Annotated in this window: 17 protein-coding genes; 6 read left to right on the top strand and 11 right to left on the bottom strand. The window is 71.8% G+C overall.

The genetic code is table 11. From position 1 onward, the window contains the following. The first annotated feature begins 18 nt into the window (after positions 1–18). Positions 19–1,227: a methionine adenosyltransferase gene (gene metK / locus IE108_RS29590; protein ID WP_064732220.1), complete on the top strand. Its 1,209-nt coding sequence runs from the start codon at positions 19–21 to the stop codon at positions 1,225–1,227. Positions 1,228–1,353: 126 nt separating this feature from the next. On the opposite strand, the gene dnaE is transcribed toward metK, so the two are convergent. Beyond that, on the bottom strand, positions 1,354–4,950 hold the full coding sequence (gene dnaE, locus IE108_RS29595; protein ID WP_064732221.1) for a DNA polymerase III subunit alpha: 3,597 nt from the start codon (positions 4,948–4,950) through the stop codon (positions 1,354–1,356). A 219-nt stretch (positions 4,951–5,169) separates the two neighbouring features. Between dnaE and IE108_RS29600 the strand changes: the two genes are divergently transcribed. From IE108_RS29600 to abc-f, 3 genes are all read left to right on the top strand, one after another. After that, positions 5,170–5,901, top strand: coding sequence for a hypothetical protein (locus tag IE108_RS29600; protein ID WP_064732222.1), 732 nt, complete (start codon positions 5,170–5,172; stop codon positions 5,899–5,901). A 222-nt stretch (positions 5,902–6,123) separates the two neighbouring features. Continuing rightward, on the top strand, positions 6,124–9,630 hold the full coding sequence (locus IE108_RS29605) for a HelD family protein (protein WP_064732223.1): 3,507 nt from the start codon (positions 6,124–6,126) through the stop codon (positions 9,628–9,630). 143 nt (positions 9,631–9,773) lie between these two features. Then, the gene (abc-f, locus tag IE108_RS29610; RefSeq protein ID WP_064732500.1) at positions 9,774–11,444 is read left to right on the top strand and encodes a ribosomal protection-like ABC-F family protein; all 1,671 of its coding nucleotides are present in this window, start codon (positions 9,774–9,776) and stop codon (positions 11,442–11,444) included. 21 nt (positions 11,445–11,465) lie between these two features. Here the strand turns inward: abc-f and IE108_RS29615 are convergent, their stop codons facing one another. The 10 genes from IE108_RS29615 to IE108_RS29660 all read right to left on the bottom strand — a co-directional run bounded on the left by IE108_RS29615 (position 11,466) and on the right by IE108_RS29660 (position 21,486). Further along, complete coding sequence (locus tag IE108_RS29615) at positions 11,466–12,458, bottom strand: Gfo/Idh/MocA family protein (RefSeq protein ID WP_064732224.1); 993 nt, start codon at positions 12,456–12,458, stop codon at positions 11,466–11,468. A 30-nt stretch (positions 12,459–12,488) separates the two neighbouring features. Then, the gene (locus tag IE108_RS29620; protein WP_079163896.1) at positions 12,489–13,943 is read right to left on the bottom strand and encodes an NDP-hexose 2,3-dehydratase family protein; all 1,455 of its coding nucleotides are present in this window, start codon (positions 13,941–13,943) and stop codon (positions 12,489–12,491) included. After that, on the bottom strand, positions 13,933–14,709 hold the full coding sequence (locus IE108_RS29625) for a thioesterase II family protein (RefSeq protein WP_064732225.1): 777 nt from the start codon (positions 14,707–14,709) through the stop codon (positions 13,933–13,935). The genes IE108_RS29620 and IE108_RS29625 overlap by 11 nt, the downstream gene beginning before the upstream one ends. 6 nt (positions 14,710–14,715) lie before the next feature. Further along, positions 14,716–15,309: a dTDP-4-dehydrorhamnose 3,5-epimerase family protein gene (locus IE108_RS29630; RefSeq protein ID WP_064732226.1), complete on the bottom strand. Its 594-nt coding sequence runs from the start codon at positions 15,307–15,309 to the stop codon at positions 14,716–14,718. Beyond that, entirely contained in the window at positions 15,296–16,300 is a 1,005-nt protein-coding gene (gene rfbB / locus IE108_RS29635) for a dTDP-glucose 4,6-dehydratase (protein ID WP_064732227.1), read from the bottom strand. The genes IE108_RS29630 and rfbB overlap by 14 nt, the downstream gene beginning before the upstream one ends. 47 nt (positions 16,301–16,347) lie before the next feature. Continuing rightward, positions 16,348–17,259, bottom strand: coding sequence for a glucose-1-phosphate thymidylyltransferase RfbA (gene rfbA, locus IE108_RS29640; RefSeq protein WP_064732228.1), 912 nt, complete (start codon positions 17,257–17,259; stop codon positions 16,348–16,350). A gap of 79 nt (positions 17,260–17,338) precedes the next feature. Beyond that, complete coding sequence (locus IE108_RS29645; protein ID WP_308433821.1) at positions 17,339–18,478, bottom strand: DegT/DnrJ/EryC1/StrS family aminotransferase; 1,140 nt, start codon at positions 18,476–18,478, stop codon at positions 17,339–17,341. Continuing rightward, positions 18,475–18,909 carry a sugar 3,4-ketoisomerase gene (locus tag IE108_RS29650; protein WP_064732503.1) on the bottom strand — a complete coding sequence of 145 codons (435 nt, stop codon included), beginning with the start codon at positions 18,907–18,909 and terminating at the stop codon, positions 18,475–18,477. The genes IE108_RS29645 and IE108_RS29650 overlap by 4 nt, the downstream gene beginning before the upstream one ends. A gap of 40 nt (positions 18,910–18,949) precedes the next feature. Next, positions 18,950–20,197 (bottom strand): cytochrome P450, encoded by a 1,248-nt coding sequence (locus IE108_RS29655; RefSeq protein ID WP_064732229.1) that lies wholly within the window; start codon positions 20,195–20,197, stop codon positions 18,950–18,952. 53 nt (positions 20,198–20,250) lie between these two features. Next, the gene (locus tag IE108_RS29660) at positions 20,251–21,486 is read right to left on the bottom strand and encodes a macrolide family glycosyltransferase (RefSeq protein ID WP_079163898.1); all 1,236 of its coding nucleotides are present in this window, start codon (positions 21,484–21,486) and stop codon (positions 20,251–20,253) included. A gap of 313 nt (positions 21,487–21,799) precedes the next feature. Between IE108_RS29660 and IE108_RS29665 the strand changes: the two genes are divergently transcribed. Together IE108_RS29665 and IE108_RS29670 are read left to right on the top strand one after the other, a co-directional pair. Beyond that, positions 21,800–23,020, top strand: a complete 1,221-nt coding sequence (locus IE108_RS29665) for a cytochrome P450 (protein ID WP_064732231.1) — start codon at positions 21,800–21,802, stop codon at positions 23,018–23,020. 77 nt (positions 23,021–23,097) lie between these two features. Beyond that, positions 23,098–26,930 (top strand): type I polyketide synthase (locus tag IE108_RS29670; protein ID WP_189397792.1); only part of this gene is annotated, 3,833 nt, incomplete at its 3' end.

Below are 26,930 nucleotides of genomic sequence, written 5' to 3' on the forward strand. Positions count from 1 at the left end.
CCACTTCCCTGGAGAGTCATGCCCCGTCGCCTGTTCACCTCGGAGTCCGTGACCGAGGGCCACCCCGACAAGATCGCAGACCAGATCAGCGACGCCATCCTCGACGCCATGATCCGCGAGGACCCCGGCGCCCGGGTCGCCGTGGAGACGCTCATCACCACCGGCCAGGTGCACATCGCCGGCGAGGTCACCACCACCGCCTACGTGCCGATCGCCCAGCTCGTCAGGGACACCGTCCTGGCCATCGGCTACGACTCCTCCCGCAAGGGCTTCGACGGCGCCTCCTGCGGCGTGTCGGTGTCGATCGGCGCGCAGTCGCCCGACATCGCCCAGGGCGTCGACACCGCCTACGAGGCCCGCGTCGAGGGCGAGGAGGACGAACTCGACCGGCAGGGCGCCGGCGACCAGGGCCTGATGTTCGGCTACGCCACCGCCGAGACGCCCTCCCTGATGCCGCTGCCCATCGAGCTGGCCCACCGGCTGTCCCGGCGCCTGACCGAGGTCCGCAAGGACGGCACCGTGCCCTACCTGCGCCCCGACGGCAAGACCCAGGTCACCGTCGAGTACGAGGGCAGCCGCCCGGTCCGCCTGGACACCGTCGTGGTCTCCTCCCAGCACGCCTCCGACATCGACCTCGACACCCTGCTGACGCCGGACATCCGGCACTACGTCGTCGAACACGTCCTCGCCGAGCTGGCCGCGGACGGCATCAAGCTGGAGACCGACGACTACCGGCTGCTGGTCAACCCGACCGGCCGCTTCGAGATCGGCGGCCCCATGGGCGACGCCGGCCTGACCGGACGCAAGATCATCATCGACACCTACGGCGGCATGGCCCGCCACGGCGGCGGCGCCTTCTCCGGCAAGGACCCCTCCAAGGTGGACCGTTCGGCGGCGTACGCGATGCGCTGGGTCGCCAAGAACGTCGTCGCCGCCGGACTGGCCGAGCGCTGCGAGGTCCAGGTGGCGTACGCCATCGGCAAGGCCGAGCCGGTCGGGCTCTTCGTCGAGACCTTCGGCACCGGACGCGTCAGCCAGCAGCGCATCGAGGACGCCGTCACCGAGGTCTTCGACCTGCGCCCCGGCGCCATCGTCCGCGACCTCGACCTGCTCCGCCCGATCTACGCCCGGACCGCCGCGTACGGCCACTTCGGCCGCGAACTCCCCGACTTCACCTGGGAGCGCACCGACCGCGTCGAGCGGCTGAGGGCCGCGGCGGGTCTGTGAGTACGGCGGGGCCGGGTGACGGGCGTCCAGGCCGGCCCCGCGCTGCCCGGCCGCCGGACGCGCGCACCCACCGCGTCGCCACCCTCCGGCGAGCGTCGACGCGGACGGGGCTCACGTCACGGTCGGTCAAGCCACACCGTGCCAGCTGTCCTGACCGAACGAGCCCTTGATGTCGGAGGCGATCGTGGCCGCGTTCACCTTCCACCGGAGCAGATAGACCGTGGTCCTCCGCGGGCCGCGTACGGAAAGGTGGACCGGGCTCTCGCCGGGGTGGGCGTCCATGATCCGCTGGAGCTCCCTGACCATCGGCTCGTTGACGCGGTGGTACGGGAAGGCCAGCTGGACCGGTGCCGCTCCGTGGCGTTCGGCGGCCGACACGTCGAGGACCTGGAGTTCCTGGCCGAAGATGCTGAGGGCGCCGTCACGGTCGTTGACGCGACCCTGCACGGAGATCACGCTGTCCTCACTCAGGGCGCCCAGGACGAGTTGGTAGACGGCGGGGAAGAAGAGGACCTCGATCGTGCCGTCACGGTCGGCGAGGTTCACGATCGCCCAGGCGTTGCCCTGCTTGGTCACCTTGTTCTGGACGCTGGTGATGAGCCCGGAGAGCCGCACCGTCCCCTCGGTCCGCCCAGAGGCCAGCAGGTCGGGGATGGTGGTGTCCCGGTGGGCGGCGAGGATGTGCTCGGTGCCGTCCAGGGGGTGGGCGGAGACGTACATCCCGAGCATTTCCCGCTCGATGGACAGAAGTTGCTTGCGCGGCCACTCGGCGTCGTCGATCCTCACCTCCAGGCCGAAGCCGGACGCGCCGCCGGTACCGCCCCCCAGCCCGGCGAACAGGTCGTCCTGGCCGTAGGCCGCGGCCTTCTTCAACGGTACGACCGCGTCGACGGCCGCCTCGTGCACGGCGCACAGTCCCCTGCGGGTGTGGCCGAGCGAGTCGAACGCGCCCGCCTTGATGAGGGATTCGATGGCCCGCTTGTTGAGCGCCGGCAGGTCGGCCTTGTCGAGGAAGTCGGCGAAGCCGGTGAACTTCCCTTTGGCCTTACGGGCCGCGACGACCGTGTCGATGACGTTGTCGCCGACGTTGCGGACCGAGCGAAGGCCGAAGCGCACGTCGTCGCCGACGGCTGTGAACTCGGCGACCGACTCGTTGACGTCCGGAGGGAGGACGGTGACGCCGAGCTTGCGGGCGTCGGCGAGGTAGATACCCGCCTTGTCCTTGTCGTCGCCGACGGACGTGAGCAGCGCCGCCATGTACTCGGCCGGGTAGTTGGCCTTGAGGTACGCGGTCCAGTACGAGACGAGCCCGTAGCCGGCGGTGTGGGATTTGTTGAAGGCGTAGCCGGAGAAGGGGAGCATCACGTCCCAGATGGCCTTGATGGCCTCCTCCGAGTAGTCGTTGGCCCGCATGCCGTCGTGGAACTTCTCCCACTCGGCGGCCAGTACCTCGGGCTTCTTCTTGCCCATCGCGCGGCGCAGCATGTCCGCGCCGCCGAGCGTGTAGCCGGCCAGGGTCCGGGCGATGGCCATGATCTGCTCCTGGAAGATGAGCAGGTGGTGGGTCGACCCCAGGATCGGGTCGAGGACTTCCTTGAGTTCCGGGTGGATCGGATCGGGTTCCTGCTTGCCGTTCTGCCGCAGCGCGTAGTTCGTGTGCGCGTTGGCGGCCATCGGGCCGGGACGGTACAGGGCGAGGGCGGCGGCGATGTCCTCGAACCGGGTGGGTTCCATCAGCCTGAGGAGCGCGCGCATGCCGCCGCCGTCGAGCTGGAACACGCCGAAGGTGTCGCCGCGGCCCAGCAGCTCGAAGGTCTTCCCGTCGTCCAGGGGAATGACGACGGTACTCGTGTCGCCGTCCATCGGGTCGACGGTGGCGAGCCTGACCCCGCGGTTCTCGCGGATGTTCTGGATGGCGTGGTCGATGACGCCCAGGTTCCGCAACCCCAGGAAGTCCATCTTGACCAGGCCCATGTTCTCGCAACTGGGGTAGTCGAAGCCGGTGATCTTCACGCCGTCCGAGGCGCGCATGTGCAGCGGGATGCGCTCGGTGAGCCTGGTCTTGGACAGGATGACCGCGGCCGCGTGCACGCCGGTGCCGCGGGTCAGGCCCTCGACGCCCTTGGCGGTGTCGATGACCGTCTTGACGTCCCGCTCGGCCTCGTACATCGCACGGATCTCACCGGCCTCGCCGAAGCGGGGATGACCGGGGTCGAAGATCCCGTCCAGCGGGATCGACTTGCCCATGATGTCCGGCGGCAGCGCCTTGGTGATCCGTTCACCGTGGCTGAAGGGGTAGCCGAGGATCCGGGACGAGTCCTTGATCGCGTTCTTGGCCTTGATCTTGCCGAACGTGTTCACCATGGCCGTGTACTCGTCGCCGTACTTCTCGGTGACGTACCGCACCATCTTGTCGCGCTGACGGTCGTCGAAGTCGAGGTCGACGTCCGGCGGGTTGATCCGCTCGGGATTGAGGAACCGCTCGAACAGCAGACCGTGCTCCAGGGGGCACAGCTCGGTGATGCGGGTCGCGTAGGCGACGATCGAGCCGGTGGCCGAGCCGCGTCCCGGGCCGACGGGCACGCCGTTGTCGCGGGCGTACTTGCAGATGTCGGCGACCACGAGGAAGTACGAGGAGAACCCCATCGGTCCGATGACGGACATCTCGGTCTCGAAGCGCTCCAGGACCTCGGCGGGGACCGGATCGCCGTAGCGCATGGCGAGGCCGGCCAGGACCTCCCTGCGCAGCCAGGACTCCTGGCTCTCGCCGTCGGGCACGTCGGGGAACTGCGGCATCTCGTCGACGTTGTCGAAGACCTCGTCGTAGGACCCGACCCGCTCGGCGATCAGGAGTGTGTTGTCGCAGGCCTCGGGAAGCTCCGCGAACAGGGCGCGCATCTCGGCCGCGGACTTCAGGTAGTAGCCGCTGCCGCTGAAGCGGAAGCGCTTCTCGTCGGACTTGTTCTTGCCCACGCCGATGCAGAGCAGGGTGTCGTGGGCGTCGGCCTGGCTCTCGTGGACGTAGTGCGCGTCGTTGGTGGCCAACAGGGGCAGACCCAGATCCTTCGCCAGGCGCAGCAGCCCGTCCCGCACGTCCCTCTCGATGGACAGTCCGTGGTCCATCAGCTCCAGGAAGTAGCTCTCCTTGCCGAAGATGTCCTGGTAGGCGGCGGCGGTCGCGCGGGCTTCGTCGTACTGGTTGAGCCGCAGCCGCGTCTGGACGGCGCCGGAGGGACAGCCCGTCGTCGCGATGACGCCCTCGGCGTGCTCGGCGATCAGCTCCATGTCCATGCGGGGCTTGCCCGCCGGGAACTGGCCCGTGTACGACGCCTCCGTGGACAGCGAGAACAGATTCCGCAGTCCCTGTGCCCCCGACGCCCACATGGTCATGTGGGTGAAGCGGCCACCACCGCTGACGTCCTTCGAACCCTCGCCGTCGTCCGACACGGCCCGTCGGCCACCGGGCCCCCAGAACTCCTGTCGTCGGTTCCGCCGAGAGGATGGGGCCACGTACGCCTCGATCCCGATGATCGGCCTGACCGAGCCGAAGTCCTTGGCCACCTGCTGGAACTCATAGGCCCCGAACATGTTCCCGTGGTCGCTCATCGCGACGGCCGGCATGCCCTGGCGATGCACCTCGGCGAACATGGGGTTCAGCTTCTGGGCGCCGTCGAGCATGGAGTACTCGGTGTGATTGTGCAGGTGAACAAAGCTGTCGGCCACAGGCGAGTACCTCCGGGAGCAGTCTCGTGAAGCCCGCACCATATCCCCGAACCAAGATCGATCCGGGGCCTTCGATCGCCGCTTCGCCCGCATCAACTGGGTGCGCCGTTGGCTGCCTTGGCCTGAGACGGGCAGGATGAAAACCTGGCTCGGCGTGTCGGGCACGACCCGCCGCCGAGGGCTTCCAAGGACCCCACGCCCGAGCACAGGAGCCACCCCGTGAACCCCGCATCCGTCCTGCCCGCCATGCCCGGCGCCGCTCCCGTCCCCGGTCTGGCGTCCGGATGGCGGTGGTCGCCGAACCCGATGTTCGCCTTCACTGCCGCCGTTTCCACCGACGGCCGGCACAATCTGCAGGTCAACGCACGGGGCCGCTACGACGGGGCGCTCGTCACGGCACTGCTCGCCCACGCGCGCGCCCATGACGACGGCTTCGTGGGGCGGGGGCGGCCCCTGATGGCCGTCAGCGGCTTCCACCACCACGGGACGCGGTTCGACACCGTAGGGGTCGCGGCCCCCGAAGTGCACGGCTACCACGCCACCGAGAACCCGGAGCTGGCCGCCGTCACCTACGCCGTGTTTCCCGCCTACGCCAGTGAGATCTCCGGCCGGGAGAACGAGGAGGAGGCCTGGGGCAGGTTCCGCAAGATGCTCCAGCCGAACAGGCTCGACCGTGCCGAGGTGCCGTTCGTCAAGATGCGCTACCACAACACCCGAACCCGGAGCATGAGCGAGGGCGACGCTCGCGGCTTCGCGTCCCTGGACACGCTCGTGCGGGAACTGGAACTGCTCGACGGTGCTCCCGGCAGCTTCGTCGAGTGGGAGAACCGGCACGCCGCCGTCCGACGCGTGCACAGCACCGACGACGGACTGGAGCTGACGCAGGGCGCGACGCGGAGGCCGGTGGGCATCGGCCAGCTGGAGGCCGTGGCCCGCGCCAGCGTTCGATGACCTCCCTCCGTCTTCGTCGCGAGGGCTCAACCGGTCGACCGGTACGGCGTTCGCCCGCACGCCGGAGCGGCCGGGGAAGCCGAGGCGTGCGGCGATGCCCGCCGGGCCTTCCGAATCGGGGCCCGGACTGTTTGTCACCGTCCGGTTTCTGATAGTCATGTCGCCGGGGACGGGCGTATGCCCGTAGCGGCGTCCCCAGGGCGCCGCAAGGGAGGGAAGCAGATGAGCACGACCACACGCAGCGACGTCATCGCCCACGAACAGAACGCGGTGGACCACGCGTACGCCTGCTACGAGGCGCGGCTGGCCGAGATGAACGGAACGGGGGCCGCCACGGCGTCGGCCACCGGCAAGGACGGCATCGCCAACAAGAAGGACACGGAGCAGCGGGCGGCGGCCTACGGCAACCTCGGAGGAGAGTCGCTGGTCTTCGCCCGAGTCGACGCACCGGAGGAGCCCGGCGGCGAGCCCCGGCCCTGGTACGTCGGCCGGCGTCCGGTTTCCGACGTCCGGACCCGCGACACCGTCGTCGTGCTCTGGACCAGTGGCATGGCCGCCAAGTGGCTCGGAGCGCGGCCGGAGGCGCCGGACGACATCGTGCTGCGGCGCCGGCTGCGCTGCGCGGAACATGTCGTCGAGGATTACTTCGACGAGATCACCGTGCCCGGAGCGCTCTCCGCCCCGCCTTCCGAGACCGTCTCCGACACCGGGCTCGTGCCCGCGCCGAGGTCGGCCGCGGACGACGCCCCGACCGATGTACGGCCGGGCATCCCGGGGAAACGCGAGGAGCGCCCGCCGACCCCCACTCCCGGCGATGTCGCCCGTGTCGAGCGCCGTAGGCCCCTGCAACCGGACGATTTTCTTCTCCGCGAGTTGCAGCGCTCGCGCAGCGGCCGGATGCGGGACATCGTGGAGACGATCCGCCATGACCAGATGACCCTGGTCACGGGTTCGCCGACCGACATCCTCGTCGTGCAGGGCGGGCCGGGCACCGGCAAGTCCGCGATCGGCCTGCATCGCGTGACCTGGCTGGTCAACAACGAGCACTTCACGGCCTCGGACATTCTCGTCATCGGACCCCATCAGAGGTTTCTCGACTACGTCGGCCAGGTGCTGCCGACCCTCGGCACCCGCGACGTGAACGCCGTTCAGCTGTCCCGCCTGTGGGAGGGGGAGATCCTCGGCACGGACACCCCGCGGGCGCGACTGGTGAAGTCCGACGAACGCATGGCGGCCGTTCTGCAGCGGCGGGTGGAGCGAGAGTGTCGTCCCGAAGCCCTTGACGCCCTGCTCACCGCTCCCTCCTTCGAGGGAGACGAGCCGGCGCTCACCGTCACGGCGGGGAGCACCACCCTGCGTGTGCCGCGCTCGGAAGTTCTCGCCCTCCTCGACGAGGCACGCGGCGGTGAAGGTTCACATCGCGAGCGCCGTGACCGCTTCCGCAACCAACTCGTCGACCGCCTCCTGGGCGAACTCGCCGCCGTCGCCCCCCGCCGCGGCGCGGACGGCACGATCCGCCGCAGCCTGGAACGCAACCGCAAGGTCGAACGCCTCCTGGACCGGGTCTGGCCATCGCCCGGCGCCCTGGAGACCCTGCGCAGCCTCTACGACTTGCCCGAACTGCTGGGCGCCTGTGGCACCGACGTCCTCGACGAGGAGGAGCAGGCGGCCCTGCACCGCCCCCGCGCCGCCACCGCCGACGACGACCCCTGGACCCTGGACGACCTGGTCCTGCTTGAGGAACTCCGATACCTCATCACCGGCGAGACTCCGCGCCGCTACGGCCACATCGTCATCGACGAGGCCCAGGACCTGACCTCCATGCAGGCCCGCACCCTGCGCCGGCGTGTCGCGCGGGGCGGTTCCATGACCGTCCTCGGTGACCTCGCCCAGGCCACCGGTCCGCGCGCGTACACGGACTGGGCGAGCCTGGGCACTCTGCTGTCCGACCACGGCGACTGGCGCGTGGCGGAACTGACCACCAGCTATCGCGTGCCCGCCGAGATCATGGAGTTCGTCGCGCCCTTGGCCCGCACGGTCGCCCCGTCGCTGCCGTACCCGCAAGCTGTGCGTGCAGCCGGCGAGGATGCCGTGCGGACCATCGCCACCGAGCCGTGGCGGCTCCTTGACGACACCGTCGCCCAGGCCGTCCGCCTCCTCGGCAGCAGCGACGGGCAGACCCTGCGCTCGGTGGCCGTCATCGTCCCCGACGACTCCGGCTGGATCGAGGAGATCGCCCGCCACCTCGACGAAGCGGACGGCCTTGCGCAGCAGGAGCGCGAGGCGGTGTCCGTGCTGGCCGCCGCCCAGGCCAAGGGCATGGAGTACGACCACGTCCTCGTGGTGGAACCGGCCACCATCGCCGACCGTGGCCCGGCCGGCCTGCGCCAGCTCTACATCGCGCTGACCCGCAGCACCCAGAGCCTGACGGTCCTGCACACCGCACCGCTCCCGGAGGCCCTCGCGGACAACGGCACATCGGACCCCGCGGAACAACCGTCCGCGCCGGCCCCCACCAGGCCGCCCACCGCAGTGGGCAACGCCCCCGAGATCGGCGCCGACATCAGGGTCCGCGTCGTCGGCCACACCACCGGCGGCAACTACAAGGTCGAGGCGGTCACCCCATCCACCGACCGCCCGCTGCTCCTGGCCGTGCGCCACGGCTCCACCGCCCCCGGCGCCGGGACGGAGCTGAACGCCTGGGTCCTGCGCCACACCTCCAATGTCACCTTCGTCACCGTCGACGAGCGCGGACGCAGGCCCATCTCGCCCACCATGGCCAAGCGGTACGTGGAAGCGCTCGCCGTCGTCGGGGAACTGACCGACGGCACCATCACGGGCGATGCCCGGGCCCGGCTCTCCGAACTCAAGGGCATGGCCAACCGCTGCCTGCGTCTGGACCAGCACGACTGGCTGGACGTCTGGCGCACCCTCGGCTCCCCGGACCGTGACCGACTGGCCCTGCTGCGCGACCTTGCCGCGAACACCAACCGCGCGCTTGCCTCGGACACCCCCGACCTGGACGGGTTCCGGTCCGAACTCCGGCGCAGCGGCTGGGCCGAGGCCCTGACCGAGGCCCACCGGACGCTGGAACAGCGCATCGCGGCCATCACCGATAGCCCGGTGGACGAGAACCCGGATACGGAGTCCGCCCCGTCCGAACGACCCGAACCGATCGCATCGCCCACGCCGCAGCAGCTGCCTGAGCAGCACGAGCAGCCCGAGCCGGAGGAGAACCACCCCATGCCCAGCACGACCGTCGGCATCGTCGCACCGGAGTCCGAACCGACGGACGGGCCGAGCACGGACCTGCTCCGGTTCCTGGAAACCACGACCGCGACGGACCGCACCTGCAAGACCCATGAGGCGGTGCGCTTCGAACTGATGGCGGCCCTCCTGCGGGCCGACCGGCAGCCGAAGGCCGACTCACCGGTCGTCGACGTCACCTGCACCACCGAGCACGGCCACTTCCTCTACGAGGTCCTGGGGGCCGGTCTGACCTCGTACCCCGACCTCCGCTCGGGAGCGGCCTTCCTGCGCGAGGTCAACCACACGCTGCGGACGGCCGCCGACCACCTCTGTCTGGTGCTCTCCCAGCCCCCCGCCGAGGCCTGGTCGCCCGCCGCCGTCCACGCCGTCTTCGGCGTCCACGTGCTGTGGCGCACCCCGCAGGGCTGGGGCGGACAGGAGACCCCGATCGCCCTCGGCCTCGATCCCGTCCAAGTCTGAGACCACCGAGCCCACGGGTTCCGCCGGGTCGAGCCCCTCTCCAGCATCTCTCAAGCGGTTATGGCCACGGTCGGTACACCGTGCGTCGTCAGGCCGCGATGATGGATGACGGCACCGCCCGCCCAACGGCCCACCACCTGGAGATGCCTGTGCGACTGTCCTCACCCACCGCGTCCCGGGCGCATTCCCAGCTCACCCTCGAGGAGGTCACCAAGCGCTACGACGACCACGTGGTGCTGGACCGGGTCTCCCTCACCGTCAAGCCCGGCGAGAAGGCCGGCGTCATCGGTGACAACGGGTCGGGCAAGTCGACCCTGCTGCGGCTGATCGCCGGGGTGGAGAGCGCCGACAACGGCGAGGTCACCGTCGCCGCCCCCGGCGGCCTCGGTCATCTGCCCCAGCGCCTCGAACTTCCCGCCGGCGCCACGGTGCGGGACGTCCTGGACCAGGCGTTCGCCGACCTCAGGGACCTCGAACGCCGGCTGCACGCGGCGGAGGCGGCCCTCGCGGGGGACGACGGACCCGGCCGCATGGCCGAACTGGGCAATCTTCAGGCCGAGTTCGAGGACCGCGGTGGATACGAGGCGGACGCCCGCGCCGACGCCGCGCTGCACGGTCTGGGCCTGCCGGGGCTGGACCGCGACCGGGCCGTGGACACCCTCTCCGGCGGGGAGCGGTCCCGGCTTGCCCTGGCCGCCACCCTCGCCGCCGCCCCCGAACTGCTGCTGCTCGACGAACCCACCAACGACCTCGACGACCAGGCCGTGGACTGGCTGGAGAAGCGGCTGCGCGAGCACCGGGGCACGGTCGTCGTCATCACCCACGACCGCGCCTTCCTGGAGGCGGTCACCACGACGATCCTGGAAGTCGACCCCGACCGGCGCACCGTCAACCGCTACGGCGACGGCTACCAGGGCTACCTGACCGCCAAGGCCGCCGCCCGCGCCCGCTGGGAGCGCGAGTACCAGGACCACCTGGCCGAGATCGACCGGCAGGAGACCCTCGCCGCCAACGCCGGCCGCATGCTCGCCACCATCGCCAAGAAGGGCCCCTGGGCGTTCAGCGGCTCCGAGCACCACCGGGCGCGGTCCTCGAGCTCGGCCACCTCCAGCAAGGCCCGCAACGCCAACGAGCGGCTCAAGCGGCTGCAGGACAACCCGGTGCCGCGCCCCCCGGACCCGCTGCGCTTCACCGTGTCCCTGACCCCCGCAGGCGAGCCCGCCGCCGACCCGGCCGCACCCCTGGCCGAGGCCAGCGGCCTTGAGGTCGACGGACGGCTGCGGCTCGACCACCTGTCGGTCACCGCCGGCGAACGGCTCCTGATCACCGGCCCGAACGGCGCCGGCAAGTCCACCCTGCTGCGGGTGCTGGCCGGCGATCTGGAACCCGACCGGGGCACGGTCACCCGCGCCGCGCACACCGGATGGCTGCGCCAGGACGAGCTGCCCAAGCAGCCCCGCCGTTCGGTCCTCGCCGAGTTCGCCGACGGCCGGCCGGGCCACCCCGACGAGTACACGGACGAACTGCTCGCGCTCGGCCTCTTCCGGCGCTCCGAACTCGGCCTGCCGGTCGGCTCCCTGTCGGTCGGCCAGCGCCGCCGCATCGACCTGGCCCGGCTCGTCACCCGCCCGGTCGACCTGCTGCTCCTGGACGAGCCCACCAACCACCTCTCACCGCTGCTGGTCGAGGAGCTCGAGGCCGCCCTGGCCGACTACACCGGCACCGTCGTGGTCGTCACCCACGACCGCAGGATGCGCCGCGCCTTCACCGGCACCCACATGGAACTGGCCGCGGGCAGGCGGGTCACCGGCTGACGCCGGCGCGGGCGGTCCGCGTCACACCTCGACGCGGACCGCCCGCGCCCGGGTCTCGTCCAGCAGCGCGGCCTGCCGCAGGGACTCCTCGTCCAGCAGCCGCAGCCGCGGCGCCACCGCACCGCGGTCCCGTACGGCGGTCGCGAAGAACCGCAGTACCGCCTCGAAGTGGTCCTCGGCGGGCACCGCGATCTCCTCCACGTCACGGCCGGTGGCGAGGCGGATCACCGGCCGGTGGTCGGCGGCCGTCGTGTAGACGTGCTCCACCGAGAGGGTGCCCAGGGTGCCCTGGATCTCGTACCAGGAGCGGTAGTGGTGCTCCATGCCGAAGCGCAGGTGCGCGGTCGCGCCGTCGGCGCCGGTCAGCAGGACGGCACCCGACAGGTCGACCCCGAAGCGGCGGCTGTGCCGCAGGCTCGCCCCGGCCACCGTGACGTCCCCGCCGAGGAACCGCAGCGCCGCGCGCAGCGGGTAGACGCCGTTGTCCAGCAGGGCACCGCCCCCCAGCAGTGGGTCGTACCGCAGGTCGTCGTCGGGGCGCGGCGGGATGGTGAAGGCCGCCGACACGGCGCGTACGGGGCCCAGGGCTCCCGAGTCGAGGAGGGCGGTCACCGTCCGGTGGGTGCCGTGGTGGAGGAACATGAAGTTCTCCAGCAGCACCAGCCCCCGTTCGCCGGCCAGCGCGAACAGCCGCCGCGCGTCCGCACCGTTGGCCGCCAGCGGCTTCTCCACCAGGACGTGCTTGCCCGCCGTCAGCGCCCGCTCGGCCCAGCGCGCGTGCAGCAGGGTCGGCAGCGACAGGTACACCGCGTCGACGTCGGGCCGGGTGAGCAGCTCCTCGTACGAGGCGGCGGCCACCCCGCCGAAGCGTGCCGCGTAGTCGGCCGCCCGCCCGGGATCGCGCGCCGCCACGGCCGTCAGCCGCAGGCCGGGGGTGCGCAGCAGCGCGGGCAGGGTGCGGCGGGCGGCGATGTCCGAGCAGCCGAGCAGGCCGAGGCGCGGGGCAGTGGTCATGGGCGTCCGTGGGTGAGGGGCCGGGGGCCGTCAGTAGAGGGTGTGGGCGCAGACCACCAGGGTCCGCAGCTCGACGTTCAGGTAGTTTCCGTGCGCCAGCAACTCGGTGAGCTGGGCGAACGTCAACCAGGCGTAATCCGGCGGGAGTTCCTCGGGGAAGTCGTCGGGGGCCTCGACCACGGCGTAGCGGTTCTCCGCGTGGTAGAAGCGCCCGCCCTCCTCGGACTGCACTCCGTCGTAGCGGAACCGTTCCGCGGGGGCGGTGAGCACGTCCGCGAGGAACGGCGGGAACGGCTCGCGGCCCGGCCCGGTGTGGTCGGCGGGGCGGCAGTGCACGGTCGGCGCCAGTTCCGCCACGTTCAGGTGCCCCACGTCCACCCGGGCCTGCACCAGGGCGTGCAGCGTGCCGCGGATCCGTTTGACGAGGAGCGCCATCAGACCGGGGACCTGCGGCTGGATCATCGGCTGCGTCCAGGAGCCCACCTCGCGGTTGCTGGCCGCGACGTCCGCGCCGATCACCCGGAAGCGCCGGCCGCTCCGGTGCCCGATCTCGGTGCCGGAGAACAGCCAGCCGTCCTCCTCGACCTCCCGCAACGGCACGCGGCGCTGGTCGAGTTCGCGCACCGCGCGGACCCCGGTCAGCCAGCTGAGGATCTCGGACATGCCGTGCACCGACGGGGCGGCCGGGTCGTGGAAGGACCGCAGCACCCCGGTGTCGTCCGGGCCGTCCGCCGCCCGCGGACCGGCGCCGGCCGTGGGCAGGCACGCCAGCACGGAACGGCTGTCCATGTTCACCACGTTGTCCAGGCGCAGCAGCCGCAGGAGCTGGCCGAGCGTCAGCCAGCGGAACTCCTCGCCCGTCTCCACGTCCTCGTCGATCTCGACGATCATGTTGCGGTTGCGTTTGGCGAGGAACCAGTCGGCCTGCTCGGACTGGAGCACGTCCACCAGCACGCGGGAGCCGCCCCGCTCCAGGAAGAGGTCGAGGAAGGGGATGCGGCGCCCCCGGTGCACGCCGGTGAAGTTGCTGCGGGTGGCCTGCACGGTGGGGGAGAGCTGGAAGGAGTTGATGTTGCCGGGTTCCATCTTGGCCTGCATCAGGAAGTGCAGCACCCCGTCGATCTCCCGGGCGACGATGCCCAGCAGACCCACCTCGGGCTGCACGATGATCGGCTGGCGCCGGCCGCCCGGAGGCAGGCCGTCGGCCGTCACGTGCAGGCCCTCCACGCTGAAGAAGCGGCCCGACTCGTGCCGCAGGTTGCCGCCGTCCTCCTCGAAGTGCCAGCCGCGCAGCAGGGAGAACGGCACCGGGGTCACCCGGTACTCGCCCCGGCGGGCCTGCTCGGCCAGCCACGGGCGCACCAGGTCGGCCGGCATCGCCGCGCTCTCCGGCGTCCGGGCCGACAGCAGCACGCGGCCGGCCGTGCGGGCCCGGTCCTCGGCGAAGGACACCGGCGCGGCCGGCGTGGGGAGGTCAACGAGCATCGGCCAGCGCCTCCTCGATCAGCGAGCAGATCCCCGCCGTGTGGTCGTTGAGGAAGAAGTGTCCGCCGGGCAGGACGTTGAGCTCGCAGGGTCCCGCGACCACCTCCGACCAGCGCCGGGCGTCCTCGGGCGTCACGTTCGGGTCGGCGTCGCCGGTCAGCACGGTGGCCGGCACCGGCAGCGGCGGGCCCGGCCGGTAGCGGTAGGCGCCGGCCATCGCGTAGTCGTTGCGGATCGCCGGCAGCACCATGCGCAGCAGCTCCTCGTCCTGGAGCAGCGTCGGGTCGGTGCCCTGGAGGCGGGTCACCCGCTCGATCAGCGAACGGTCGTCGAGGAGGTGCACCGTGTCGGAGCGGGGCACCACCGGCGCCCGGCGCCCGGAGAGGAACAGATGGGCCGGGGGCCGGCCGGAATCGGTGAGCCGCCGCGCCGTCTCGAAGGCCAGGGTCGCGCCCAGGCTGTGCCCGAACAGCGCGAACGGGCCGCGCGTCCACTGCCGTACTTCCGGCAGCACCGCCTCGACCAGCTCGTCGACGGTGTCGATGAACGGCTCGCCGCGCCGGTCCTGGCGGCCGGGGTACTGCACGGCCAGCACCTCCACGCCCGACGGGGCCAGGGCGGCGGCGAGACGCAGGTAGGCGGAGGCCGAGCCGCCCGCGTGCGGGAAGCACACCAGTCGGACGGCCGCGGCGTCGGCGGGGCGGTAGCGGCGCAGCCATCCTCCGGGGGTGGTGGCCGGCCCGCGGGCGGTGGTGGAGGCAGTCACGGTGTCTCAGCTCCTCGTACGAGCGGCAGGGGGCGGCGAGTAGTGCGGCAGCCGGCCGGAGGCGAGGACCTCCGCCAGCGAGGGGGCGGCCGCGTCCTTGGGCGAGCGCACGGGCGGCCCGGTCAGGTCCCAGGGCAGCGCCAGTTCGGCGTCCAGGGCGTCCAGGTCGACCATCGCGCCGGGCACGTACTCGGTGGACAGCAGGTAGTTGACGCAGGTGCCGTCCTCCAGGGAGAGGAAGGCGTGGCCGATGCTCCCCGGCAGGTAGAGGGCGATCCCGTCGCCGGCCGACATCCGGGTCACCTCGTGGTGTCCGAAGGTGGGCGAGCCCACCCGCAGGTCGACCATGACGTCCAGCATCGACCCGCGCACGCAGGTCACCAGCTTGCTCGCGCCGTCGGGCACGTCGTTGCAGTGCACGCCGCGCAGCACGCCCTTGCGGGAGACGGAGTTGTTGACCTGGCGGACCGCGAACGGCAGCCCCGTCCGCTCGGTCAGCACGCTGTACTTGGCGGCCTCGAAGAAGACGCCGCGCTCGTCGGACAGCCGCTCGGGCGTCACCCGGTAGGTGCCGGGGATGCCCGTCTCATCGACGTGCACGGCCCTCCGCCTCCCGCCCGTCCGACTTGAGCGGCTCCCACCACGACCGGTTGCCGCGGTACCACGCCACCGTGTCCGCCAGGCCCCGGTCGAGGCCGATGCGCGGGGCGTAGCCCAGCTCGGTGGAGATCTTCGCGATGTCCACCGAGTACCGGCGGTCGTGGCCGGCGCGGTCCGCGACCCGGCGCACCGCCGAGGCGTCCCGCCCGCACAGCTCCAGCAGGCGGCCGGTCAGCTCCCGGTTGGTCAGTTCCGTGCCGCCGCCGATGTTGTAGACCTCGCCGGGGCGGCCCTTGGCCGCGACCAGCGCGATGCCGCGGCAGTGGTCGTCCACGTGCAGCCAGTCCCGGCTGTTGCCGCCGTCCCCGTACAGGGGCACGGTCAGGCCGTCCACGAGGTTGGTCGTGAACAGCGGGACGAGTTTCTCCGGGAACTGGTACGGCCCGTAGTTGTTGGAGCAGCGGGTCACACACAGCTCCAGGCCGTGCGTGCGGTGGAAGGCCAGTGCCATCAGGTCCGAGGCCGCCTTGGAGGCCGCGTACGGCGAGTTGGGCGCCAGCGGGTGCTCCTCCGGCCAGGAGCCGGCCTCGATCGAGCCGTACACCTCGTCCGTGGAGACGTGCACGAAGCGGCCCGCGCCGGCGCGTACCGCGGCGTCCAGCAGCGTCTGGGTGCCCTGCACGTTGGTGCGCACGAAGGCGGACGCGTCCGCGATGGAACGGTCGACGTGCGACTCGGCCGCGAAGTGCACCACCAGGTCGACGCCCCGCATCAGCCGGCCGACGAGCGGCGCGTCGCAGATGTCGCCGCGCACGAACTCCAGCCGGCCGTCGGTGCGCACCGGGTCCAGGTTGGCCCGGTTGCCGGCGTAGGTCAGCGCGTCCAGGACCACCACCCGGGTCGCCGCCAGGTCCGGATAGGCGTCGGACAGCAGTTCTCTGACGAAGTGCGAGCCGATGAAGCCCGCTCCTCCGGTCACCAGGACACGCATCGGCAAGAACCTTTCCGCGAGGGGATGGTCGGGTGGGGGAGCGCCGCTCAGGCGGCGGTGGAGCCGACGGCGGACTCCGGGGCCCGGGCCGGGGTCCGGCGGGCCGTCTCCTGCACGTAGCGGCCGTAGCCGGAGTCGCCCAGCTCCCGGCCGAGGGCGTGGCACTGCTCCGGGCCGATGAAACCCATCCGCAGGGCGATCTCCTCGACGCACGCGATCCGCTCGCCCTGGCGCTGCTCCAGCAACTGCACGTACTGGCCGGCCTGGAGCAGGGAGTCGTGGGTGCCCATGTCCAGCCAGGCGAAGCCCCGTCCCAGCGCGGTCAGCCGGGCGCGGCCAGCGGCCAGGTAGGCGCGGTTGACGTCCGTGATCTCCAGCTCGCCGCGCGCGGAGGGCGCGAGCCCCCGGGCGATGTCCACCACGTCGTTGTCATACAGGTACAGGCCGGTGACCGCCAGGTTGGAGCGCGGCTTGACCGGCTTCTCCACCAGCGACACCAGCCGGCCCTCGGCGTCGACCTCGCCGACGCCGTAGCGCTGGGGGTCCTTCACCGGGTAGCCGAACAGCTCGCAGCCGTCGAGGCGGGCCGCGGCCTGGTGGATCAGGGACGAGAAGCCGGGCCCGTGGAAGACGTTGTCCCCCAGGATGAGCGCGACCGGGCTGTCCCCGATGTGCTCCTGCCCGATCAGGAAGGCCTCCGCGATCCCGCGCGGCTCGTCCTGCGCGGCGTAGCTCAGCTCCAGGCCGAGCCGTGAGCCGTCGCCGAGCATGGAGCGGAACATGTCCACGTGGTCCCGGGCCGAGATGATCAGGATGTCCCGGACGCCGGCCAGCATCAGCACCGACAACGGGTAGTAGATCATCGGCTTGTCGTACACCGGGAGCAGTTGTTTGGAGATCGTGCCCGTCAGCGGGCGCAGCCGGGTGCCGCTGCCGCCGGCCAGGATGATCCCCTTCATCGGCCGCCTGCCCGGCCCGGCGCCGCAGGCGTGCCACGGCGTCGTCCCGGACGGGGCGCCCGGCGCATTGCGTACAACGTCAATCATGAATGGTCTCCGTCGCCTCGCGGACCGCCGCGATGACGGCCGTGACGTCCTGCGCGGTCAGTTGCGGGCCCATGGGCAGGCTCAGCACCTCGTCGGCCAGGCGCTCGCTGCGGGGCAGCGGCCCGTGCACCGCTCCCGCGTAGGCCTCGGAGCGGTGCACGGCCACCGGATAGTGCACCAGCGTCTCCACCCCGGCCGCCTCCAGCGCGGACACCAGAGCGGCACGACGCGCGGTGCGCACCACGTACTGATGCCACACCGGCTCGGCCCACGGCCGCACCGTGGGCACGTCCAGCCCCGGCAGCCCCGCCAGACCCTCGGTGTAGCGGGCCGCGACCTCGGCCCGGCGGGCGTTCCACCCGTCCAGGCAGGTCAGCTTCACCCGCAGCGCGGCAGCCTGGATCTCGTCCAGCCGCGAGTTCGTGCCGGGCACCTCGTGCCGGTACTTGACCCGCGACCCGTAGTTGCGCAGCAGCCGTACCCGCTCCGCGAGCCGCGCGTCCGACGTCACCACCGCGCCCGCGTCACCCAGCGCCCCCAGGTTCTTGCCCGGGTAGAAGCTGAACGCGGCCACGTACCGCGAACCGGCCCGCCGGCCCCGGTAGCGCGCCCCGTGCGCCTGCGCCGCGTCCTCGACCACCGGAATACCCCGGGCGGCGGCCACGGCGTCGATCGCGTCGAGGTCCGCCGGATGCCCGTAGGGATGCACCGGCATGACGGCCCGCGTCCGCGAGGTGCAGGCGTCGGCCAGCCGCTCCGGATCCATCAGGTACGAGTCCGCCTCGGGCTCCACCGGGACCGGCCGCGCCCCCACCGCCGACACCGCCAGCCACGTGGCGATGTAGGTGTGCGCGGGCACGATCACCTCGTCCCCCGGACCCACGTCCAGGGCCCGCAGGGCCAGCTCCAGCGCGTCCAGACCGCTGCCCACGCCGACACAGTGCTCGTTCTCGCAGTAGCGGGCGAACTCCTCCTCGAACGCCGCGAGTTCGGGCCCCAGCAGATAGCGGCCCGAGCGGGCCACCCGCAGCACGGCCGCGTCCACCCGCTCCTGCACACCGTCCAGCGCGTGCAGGTCCCGCAGGTCGTGGAAGGCCACCCGCCCGGCGCGCTCCGGCGCCACGGCGGTCACCGCGGCCCCCGCGCGGCGGACAGGAACTCCTCGTAGTCGCGGTAGTAGTCCGCCTCGTCGAAGTGCAGCGACGCCAGCACCAGCGCCACCGCCCCCGGCGAGAAGTCCTTCAGGTTCCGCCACACCATCGGGCCGACGTACAGCCCCCGCCCCGGGTCGTCCAGCCGGTACTCCGCCTCGTTCGCCCCGTCGTCCACGGTGATCGTGAAACCACCGTGGACGGCGATGACGAGCTGCTCCAGCGCCCGGTGCGCGTGACCGCCGCGGGAGGAACCGACATCGGGGTCGTGCAGGTAGTACACCCGACGGATCGGGAACCCGGCCGTCCATTCGGACTCGACGACGGACAGACTGCCCCGCTCGTCGACGTGCTGCTCCAAGTCGATGACGGTGCAGGGCCTGACCCCGCCCACCGCCACTTCCGTAGTCATCCCCACCGCCACGATCGAGCTCCCCTGGATGCGGGCCCGCTCAGCCGCGGGCGACGGAGACCGGCAGATGACGGGCGGTGAGCTGGTCCGCCTCGTAGAACTCCGCCCGGTCGTGGTGGACGGTGAACGACGAGTACGCGTCGAAGACCAGGTTGAGGAAGACCTTCGCCTCCATGCGGGCCAGGAACGCGCCCAGGCAGTGGTGGATGCCGTGACCGAACGCCATGTGCTTGTTGGCCGAGCGGTGCACGTCGAAGGTGTCCGGCTCCGGGAACTGCAGCGGGTCGCGGTTGGCGGACTGGCTCCACGCCACCACCATCTGCCCCGCCTTCATCGGCACACCGAGGATGTCGGTGTCCTCCTTCAGCAACCGGAAGATGTTGTTGAACGGGCTGCGGAAACGCAGCGTCTCCTCCACCGCCGCCGGGATCAGCGAACGGTCCGCACGCAGCTCCGCCTGGGCCCCCGGGTGCCGGTCCAGCACGATGAACAGGTTGCTCAGCAGCGTGGCGCTGGAGATGTGGCCCGCCGTCAGCAGCAGCGCCACGATGTTGACGATCTCCTCGTCGGTGAGCCGGCGCCCGTCCACCTCGGACTCGATCAGACCGCTCATCAGGTCGTCGGCCGGCCGCTCCCGCTTCTCGGCGATCTTCGCGTAGAGGTAGGCCGCCCACTCCTTGATCGCGGGGCCCATCGTCTCGGCGAAGTCGTCCGGCAGGTTCGGGTACTCCATCCCCTCGTTGTTGAGGATGACGTCGACCCACTCCCGGAACAGGTCCTGGTCCTCGGCCGGCACCCCCAGCAGCTCCGCGATCACCGTCACCGGCAGCGGATACGCCAGGTCCGTCACCACGTCGATCTCGGTACGCCCGTCCAGGTCCGCCAGCAGCCGCCGGGTGATCTCCTCGATCCTCGGCTCCAGCGCGGCCATCCGCCGCGGCGTGAACGCCTGGCTGACCAGCTTGCGCAGCGGACCGTGCCGCGGCGGGTCGATGCCGCCGAAGGTACCCGGCCCCATCAGCAGGGCCAGCTCCTCGGGCACCGGGAAGACCGGCGAGAAGTCCGAGGAGAAGAGCTGCGGGTTGGTGGAGACGGTGTTGTAGTCCGCGTAGGAGAACACCTGCCAGGCGAACCTGGTCGCGTCCCAGAAGACCGGCGCCTCCGACCGGGCCCGCGCGAACCAGTCGAGCAGCGCGGCCGCGTCGGCGTCCGCCGGCTGCGCCAGCGGGTGGGGTGTCTCGGCGTCCTGGTCGGCCTCGGCCGTGACCTCGGCGGTCTGTGTCGTCATGTTCGCTTCCTGAAGGTCGGGAGAAGTCGGAAGATGGCTGGTCGGCGCGGCCCTCAGGCCGCGGTGGCCGCGGCGGGCGCGAGCAGCGCCTCCACCGCGTCGGCGGCGGCCGCGGGACCGCCCGCGGCCTCGATCTCGCCGCGCAGGCGGGCCACCGCCGCCCGCACCTCGGCGCTGCCGGCCAGGGCCAGCGTCGTCTCGCGCAGCCGCTCGGGCGTGACGTCCTTGCGCAGGATCTTGGCGCCCACACCCAGCTGCTCGGCCCGGGTGGCGGTCGCGTGCAGCTCCGCCATCTGCGGAACCGCGATCACCGGCACACCTTCGGAGACCGCCTGCAGCACGGTGCTCGTACCACCGTGGTTGATCATCACCGAGGCGTGCGCGAGCACCGCGCCCTGCGGCGCGAAGTCGTAGACCCGGATGTGCGGCGGAACGTCGCCGAGTTCACCCTCGGCCACCCCGCCCGCGTGCGTGATCACGACGTCCCAGTCGGTGTCGCGGAAGGCCTCCACGCAGGCCCGGAAGAAGTCCGGCTGCTTGTTGTACAGCGTGCCCAGGCTGATCAGCACCAGCGGACGGCCGGTGCCCGGCGGCTCCCACTCGCCGTGGAAGGAGTTCGCGCTCGTGCACGGACCGACGAACCCGACCTCCTCGCCGAAGGTGTCACCCGCGTACTGGAACGCCCGCGGCAGGTACACCAGCGCCGGACCCGAGTGCACCTCGGCCGCGAAGTCCCCGATGGACTTCTCCACCCGGTGCTCGGCCAGCAGCCCGGCCACCACCCCGAACAGGGCACCCGTCACCGGGTCCTCGGCCTGCTCCTCCGCCGTGTCCACCGGCGGATGAAGCGACCAGTGCTCGTTGGCCACGTACGTCGGCGTGCTGCGGATCACCGGCACCCCCCACTTGGCCGCCAGGATGTGCCCGCTCCAGAACGACGACGGGTCGCACACGAACACGTCGGGACGGTCGGCCCCGTCCCCGAAGTGACGCTCGAAGTCCCCCAGTGTCTGCCGGGTCATGTCCAGCATCCACGTCATCATGTTCACGAACTCCTGCTGGTCCGTGTACTCCGCCGCGTCCTGCTTGGGCACCATCGTGTCCCAGAACCGGTCCTGGTCCAGGGCGTACGGAAGGAACTCCGCCCCGGTCGCGAGCACCCGTTCGCGGTAGTTCTCCGAAAGGGCGTAGGTGACCCGGTGTCCGCGCGCGACGAGTTCCCTCGCCACGGACAGCGTCGGATTCACGTGACCTGCCGCGGGGAGAATGAAAAAGGCGATGTGCGCCATCGGGCCAGCCCTTCGAGGCGAATCGGATACGACGTGCCGGCACGCCCCCCGGCCGGGGAACGAGGCACCACCGTCGCCGGAACGGACCCGGCGCGGTCACCCGCCGGCCGGCGATGCCTGACCACCGTGTACCAGCGCCCTCCAATGCTCGTCGCTGCCCGCTCGCATTCCGCTCCAGCGCCGCTCGAATTCCCGCTGCGGCCTCTCCTCGATTGACACAATCCCTTTCCTGCCCGCGGCATACCGGCCGCGGCGCCGTCGGGTGCTGTTCCGGTGAAAGGTCCCCCGGTCCGTACACAGAGGAGATACCGCCATGACCTGCCCCCATGCCGCCGCCGCGGCCGTCGGAACGGTCCGCACCTACCCCTTCGGCGACCACGTCGACCTGCGACTCGACCCCGACTACGCCGAACTGCGCGCCACCTCGCCCGTGGCCCGCGTCCGCATGCCCTACGGCGGCGACGCCTGGCTGCTGACCCGGCACGCCGACGTCAAGAAGGCCTCCGCGGACCCCCGGCTGAGCATGCACGCCGCCGCCGACCACGACGTACCCCGCGCCGCGCCCCGCGCCCTGGACTCCGTCGGCCTCATGGGCATGCCGCCCGAGTCGCACGCCCGGCTGCGCCGCCTCGTCTCCCGCGCCTTCACCGCCCGCCGTGTCGCCGCCCTGCGCCCCCGCATCACCGAGATCACCCACGATCTCGTCGACGCCATGGTCGCCGACGGCGGCCCCGCCGACCTCGTCTCCCGCCTCGCCCTGCCCCTGCCCACCGCCGTCATCTGCGAGATGCTCGGCATCCCCCGCACCGACCAGCACGTCTTCCGGGCCTTCACCGAGGCGCTCATGTCCGCCAGCCGCTTCACCGAGGAACAGGTCGCCCAGGCCGCCGAGGAGTACGCCGACTACCTGCGCGGATACGTCGCCCAGCGCCGCGCCCACCCCGAGGACGACCTCATCAGCGCCCTCATCGAGGCCCGCGACGAGGGCGGCCGGCTCAGCGAGGACGAACTCCTCATGCTCACCGGCGGCATGCTCGTCGGCGGCCACGAGACCACCGCCAACCAGCTCGCCGGCCAGGCCCTCGTCCTCCTCGACGACCGCGCCCGCTACGAACGCCTCGTCGCCGACCCCGGCCTGATCCCCGCCACCGTCGAGGAACTCCTGCGCTACGTCCCCCTGTGGGCCAGTGTCGGCCCCAGCCGCGTGGCCACCGAGGACGTCGAGATCGGCGGCGTCACCATCCGGGCCGGCGAGGCCGTCGTCTACTCCCTCGCCTCCGCCAACCGGGACGAGACCGTCTTCGACGCCCCCGACGACGTGGTCCTCGACCGCGCCGCCAACCCCCACATCGCCTTCGGCCAGGGCCCCCACTTCTGCCTCGGCGCCCCCCTGGCCCGCGCCGAACTCCAGTGCGCGCTGGAAGCCCTCACCGGACGGCTCCCCGGACTGCGCCTCGCCCGGCCCGCCGCGGAACTCGACTGGCACCGCGGAATGCTCGTCCGCGGCCTGGTAGAACTCCCCGTCACCTGGTGATTCCAGCGGCGCTCCGGCCGCATTCCCCATTCTTGCCCGTGGGCACCTCGCACCGTATCCCTGGCTATGGAGAATTCATGACCCCGAATACCCGTGAGCAGCACACGGAGGACAACGACATAGCCGTCGTGGGGATGGCGTGCAGGCTTCCCGGAGCCGACGGCATCGGGGAATTCTGGCAACTGCTGCGCGACGGACGCGACGCCGTCTCCGCGCAGCCCGACGGAACCCGGCGCGGCGCCCTCGCGGACCACGGCCGGTTCGACGCCGGATTCTTCGGGATGAGCCCCGCCGAGGCCGCCGCGACCGACCCCCAGCACCGCCTGGTCCTCGAACTCGGCTGGGAGGCCCTGGAACACGCCGGGATCGTCCCGGCCCGCCTCAGCGGCACCCGCGGCGGCGTGTACGTCGGCATCGCCTCCGACGACTACGCCACGCTCACCCGCGCCGCCGGCCACACCGACGGCTACACCGCCGCCGGCCGACACCGCGCCATGGCCGCCAACCGGCTCTCCCACCGGCTCGGCCTGCGCGGCCCCAGCATGGCCGTCGACACCGCCCAGTCCTCCGCGCTCGTCGCCGTCCACCTCGCCTGCGAGAGCCTGCGCCGAGGTGAGAGCGACCTCTGCCTGGCCGGCGGCGTCAACCTGGTCCTCGCCGAGGACAGCACGACCGCCATGGAGATGATGGGCGCCCTCTCCCCCGACGGCCGCTGCCACACCTTCGACGCCCGCGCCAACGGCTACGTCCGCGGCGAGGGCGGCGGCGTGATCGTCCTCAAACCGCTGCACCGCGCGCTCGCCGACGGCGACCGCGTGCACTGCGTCATCAAGGGCGGAGCCGTCAACAACGACGGCGGCGGCCCCAGTCTGACCACCCCCGACCGGGCAGCCCAGGAAGCGGTGCTCCGCGAGGCGTACGCCCACGCCGGGGTCCCCGCCGCACAGGTGGGCTACGTCGAACTGCACGGCACCGGCACCCGCGCCGGAGACCCGGTCGAGGCGGCCGCCCTGGGAGCCGTCCTCGGCACCGCCCCGGGCCGCCGCACCCCGCTGACCGTCGGCTCCGCCAAGACCAACGTCGGTCATCTCGAAGGCGCCGCGGGTGTCGTCGGCCTCCTCAAGGCCGTCCTCGCCGTACGCGAGGGCGAACTCCCGCCGAGTCTCCACCACACCACGCCCAACCCGGACATCGACCTCGACGGGCTCAACCTCACCGTCCAGACCGAACTGGAGTCCTGGGCCGCCGAACCCGATACCCCCCGACTCGCCGGCGTCTCCGCCTTCGGCATGGGCGGCACCAACGCGCACCTCGTCCTGTCCCAGGCCCCCGCGCCCGCCCCGGCCCCCGAGGCCGCCCACCAGCTGCCGGTGGTACCGGTGGTCGTCTCCGGCCGCACCGCCGAAGCCCTGCGCGACCAGGCCGCCCGGCTCAGCGCCCACGTGGAGCACACCCCGGAACTCGACCTCCACGACGCCGCCCGCACCCTCGCCGAGGCACGCACCGTCTTCGCCCACCGCGCCGTGGTCCTCGCGGGCGACCGTCACCAGCTCCTCACCCGCCTGGAACGCTCCGCCGTCCACGGCGTCGCCCCCGAGTCGGCTGCCCGCAGCCGGACGGTGCTGGTGTTCCCGGGTCAGGGGACGCAGTGGGCGGGGATGGGCCGTGAACTGCTGGATTCCTCGCCGGTGTTCGCGGCGCGGCTGGGGGAGTGTGCGGCGGCGTTGGAGCCGTTCGTGGACTTCGATCCGGTCGAGGTGCTGCGGTCGGGGGCTGCTCTGGAGCGGGTGGAGGTGATCCAGCCTGTCACCTGGGCGGTGATGGTGTCCCTGGCTGAGCTGTGGCGCTCGGTGGGTGTGGTGCCGGATGCGGTGGTGGGTCACTCGCAGGGTGAGATCGCGGCGGCGGCTGTGAGTGGTGCGTTGTCGCTGGAGGACGCGGCGCGTGTGGTGGCGCTGCGGGCTCAGGTGATCGGCCGTGAGCTTGCCGGCCTGGGTGGTATGGCGTCGGTGTCGCTTCCGCGTGCGGACGTCGAAGCGCGGCTGTCTGCCGGTTGGGAGGGTCGTCTGGACGTGGCCGCGGTCAACGGCCCGTCGAGCACGGTCATCGCCGGTGACGCCGACGCGATCGTGGAGTTCGTCGCCGCCTGCCAGGCCGACGAGGTACGGGCCCGTCAGGTCCCCGTGGACTACGCCTCGCACTCGGCCCATGTGGAGCGCATCGAGGCCGAACTCCTCGACGTACTGGCCCCGATCACCCCGCACGCTTCTCGCGTCCCGTTCTACTCGACCGTCGACGCGGCCCTGACCGACTCCACGACCCTCGACGCGGGCTACTGGTACCGCAACCTCCGTCACACCGTCCGTTTCGAGCAGACCGCTCGGCTGCTGATCGACGCCGGATTCGGCACGTTCGTGGAGTCCAGCGCGCACCCGGTGCTCACGATGGCGGTGCAGGAGACCGCCGACGTGATCGCGGTCGGCTCGCTGCGCCGCGACGAAGGAGGGCTGGAGCGCTTCCTGTCCGCCGCCGCCGAACTCTTCGTGCAGGGCGTGCCCGTCGAATGGTCCGCCCTGTTCGAGGGCACCGCCGCCCGACGGGTCGAACTGCCCACCTATGCCTTCCAGCGCACGCGGCACTGGTTCGACTCGGTGCCCGAGGCCGAGCCGGTCAGCGGAGTCCCGGACACCGAGGAGACACTGCTCAGCCGCGAGCTGCGCGGCCTTTCCGGGGCCGATCGACTCGACCACGTCCTCGAACTCGTCAGGGTGCACGCGGCGACCGTGCTCGGCCGCCCCTCCGCGGACACGGTCAGCGCTGAACTGACCTTCAAGGAGCAGGGCTTCGAATCGATCCAGGGCATCGAACTGCGCAACCGGCTGCGCGCCGCGACCGGCCTGAAGCTGCCCACCACGCTGGTCTACGACCACCCGACGCCGCTGGAGGTCGCCCGGCTCATCCGGGACATGGCCGACGCAGCCGAGGAGATCCCGGGCACCACGACGCCGCCGGAGCCGCGCACCGCTCCGACCGGCACCGACCACCCCGACGACGCCATCGCGATCGTGGGGATGGCGTGCCGGTTCCCGGGTGGGGTGGGGTCGCCGGAGGGTTTGTGGGATCTGGTGGTGTCGGGTGGGGACGCGGTGTCGGGGTTCCCGGTGGACCGGGGCTGGGATGTGGAGGGGTTGTTCGATCCGGAGCCGGGTCGGCCTGGGCGTACGTATGTGCGTGAGGGTGGGTTCCTGCATGGTGCGGGGCAGTTCGACGCGGGGTTCTTCGGTATTTCGCCGCGTGAGGCGGTGGCGATGGATCCGCAGCAGCGTTTGCTGTTGGAGACGTCGTGGGAGGCGTTGGAGCGGGCGGGTGTGCCGGCGTCGGGTCTGCGTGGTTCCCGGACCGGCGTCTTCGTCGGCGCCATGACACAGGAGTACGGACCCCGCCTCTACGAGCCCGCCCAGGGCTACGACGGGTACCTCCTGACCGGCAACACCGCCAGCGTCCTGTCCGGCCGGATCTCCTACGCGCTGGGCCTTGAGGGTCCGGCGGTGACCGTGGACACGGCCTGCTCGTCGTCCCTGGTCTCCCTGCACCTGGCCGCCCAGGCACTGCGGGCGGGCGAGTGCGATCTCGCGCTGGCCGGCGGTGCCGCGGTGATGGCCAGTCCCGGGATGTTCGTGGAGTTCTCGCAGCAGCGTGGGTTGTCGGTGGACGGGCGGTGCCGGGCGTTCGCGGAGGGTGCGGACGGTACGGGCTGGGGTGAGGGTGTCGGGATGCTCCTGGTGGAGCGGTTGTCGGACGCGCGTCGGCTGGGGCATCGGGTGCTGGCGGTGGTGCGGGGTTCGGCGGTCAACCAGGACGGTGCGAGTAATGGGCTGACGGCGCCGAACGGTCCGTCGCAGCAGCGGGT

The sequence above is a fragment of the Streptomyces parvulus genome (assembly GCF_014648855.1).
Classification (GTDB): Bacteria; Actinomycetota; Actinomycetes; order Streptomycetales; family Streptomycetaceae; genus Streptomyces; species Streptomyces parvulus.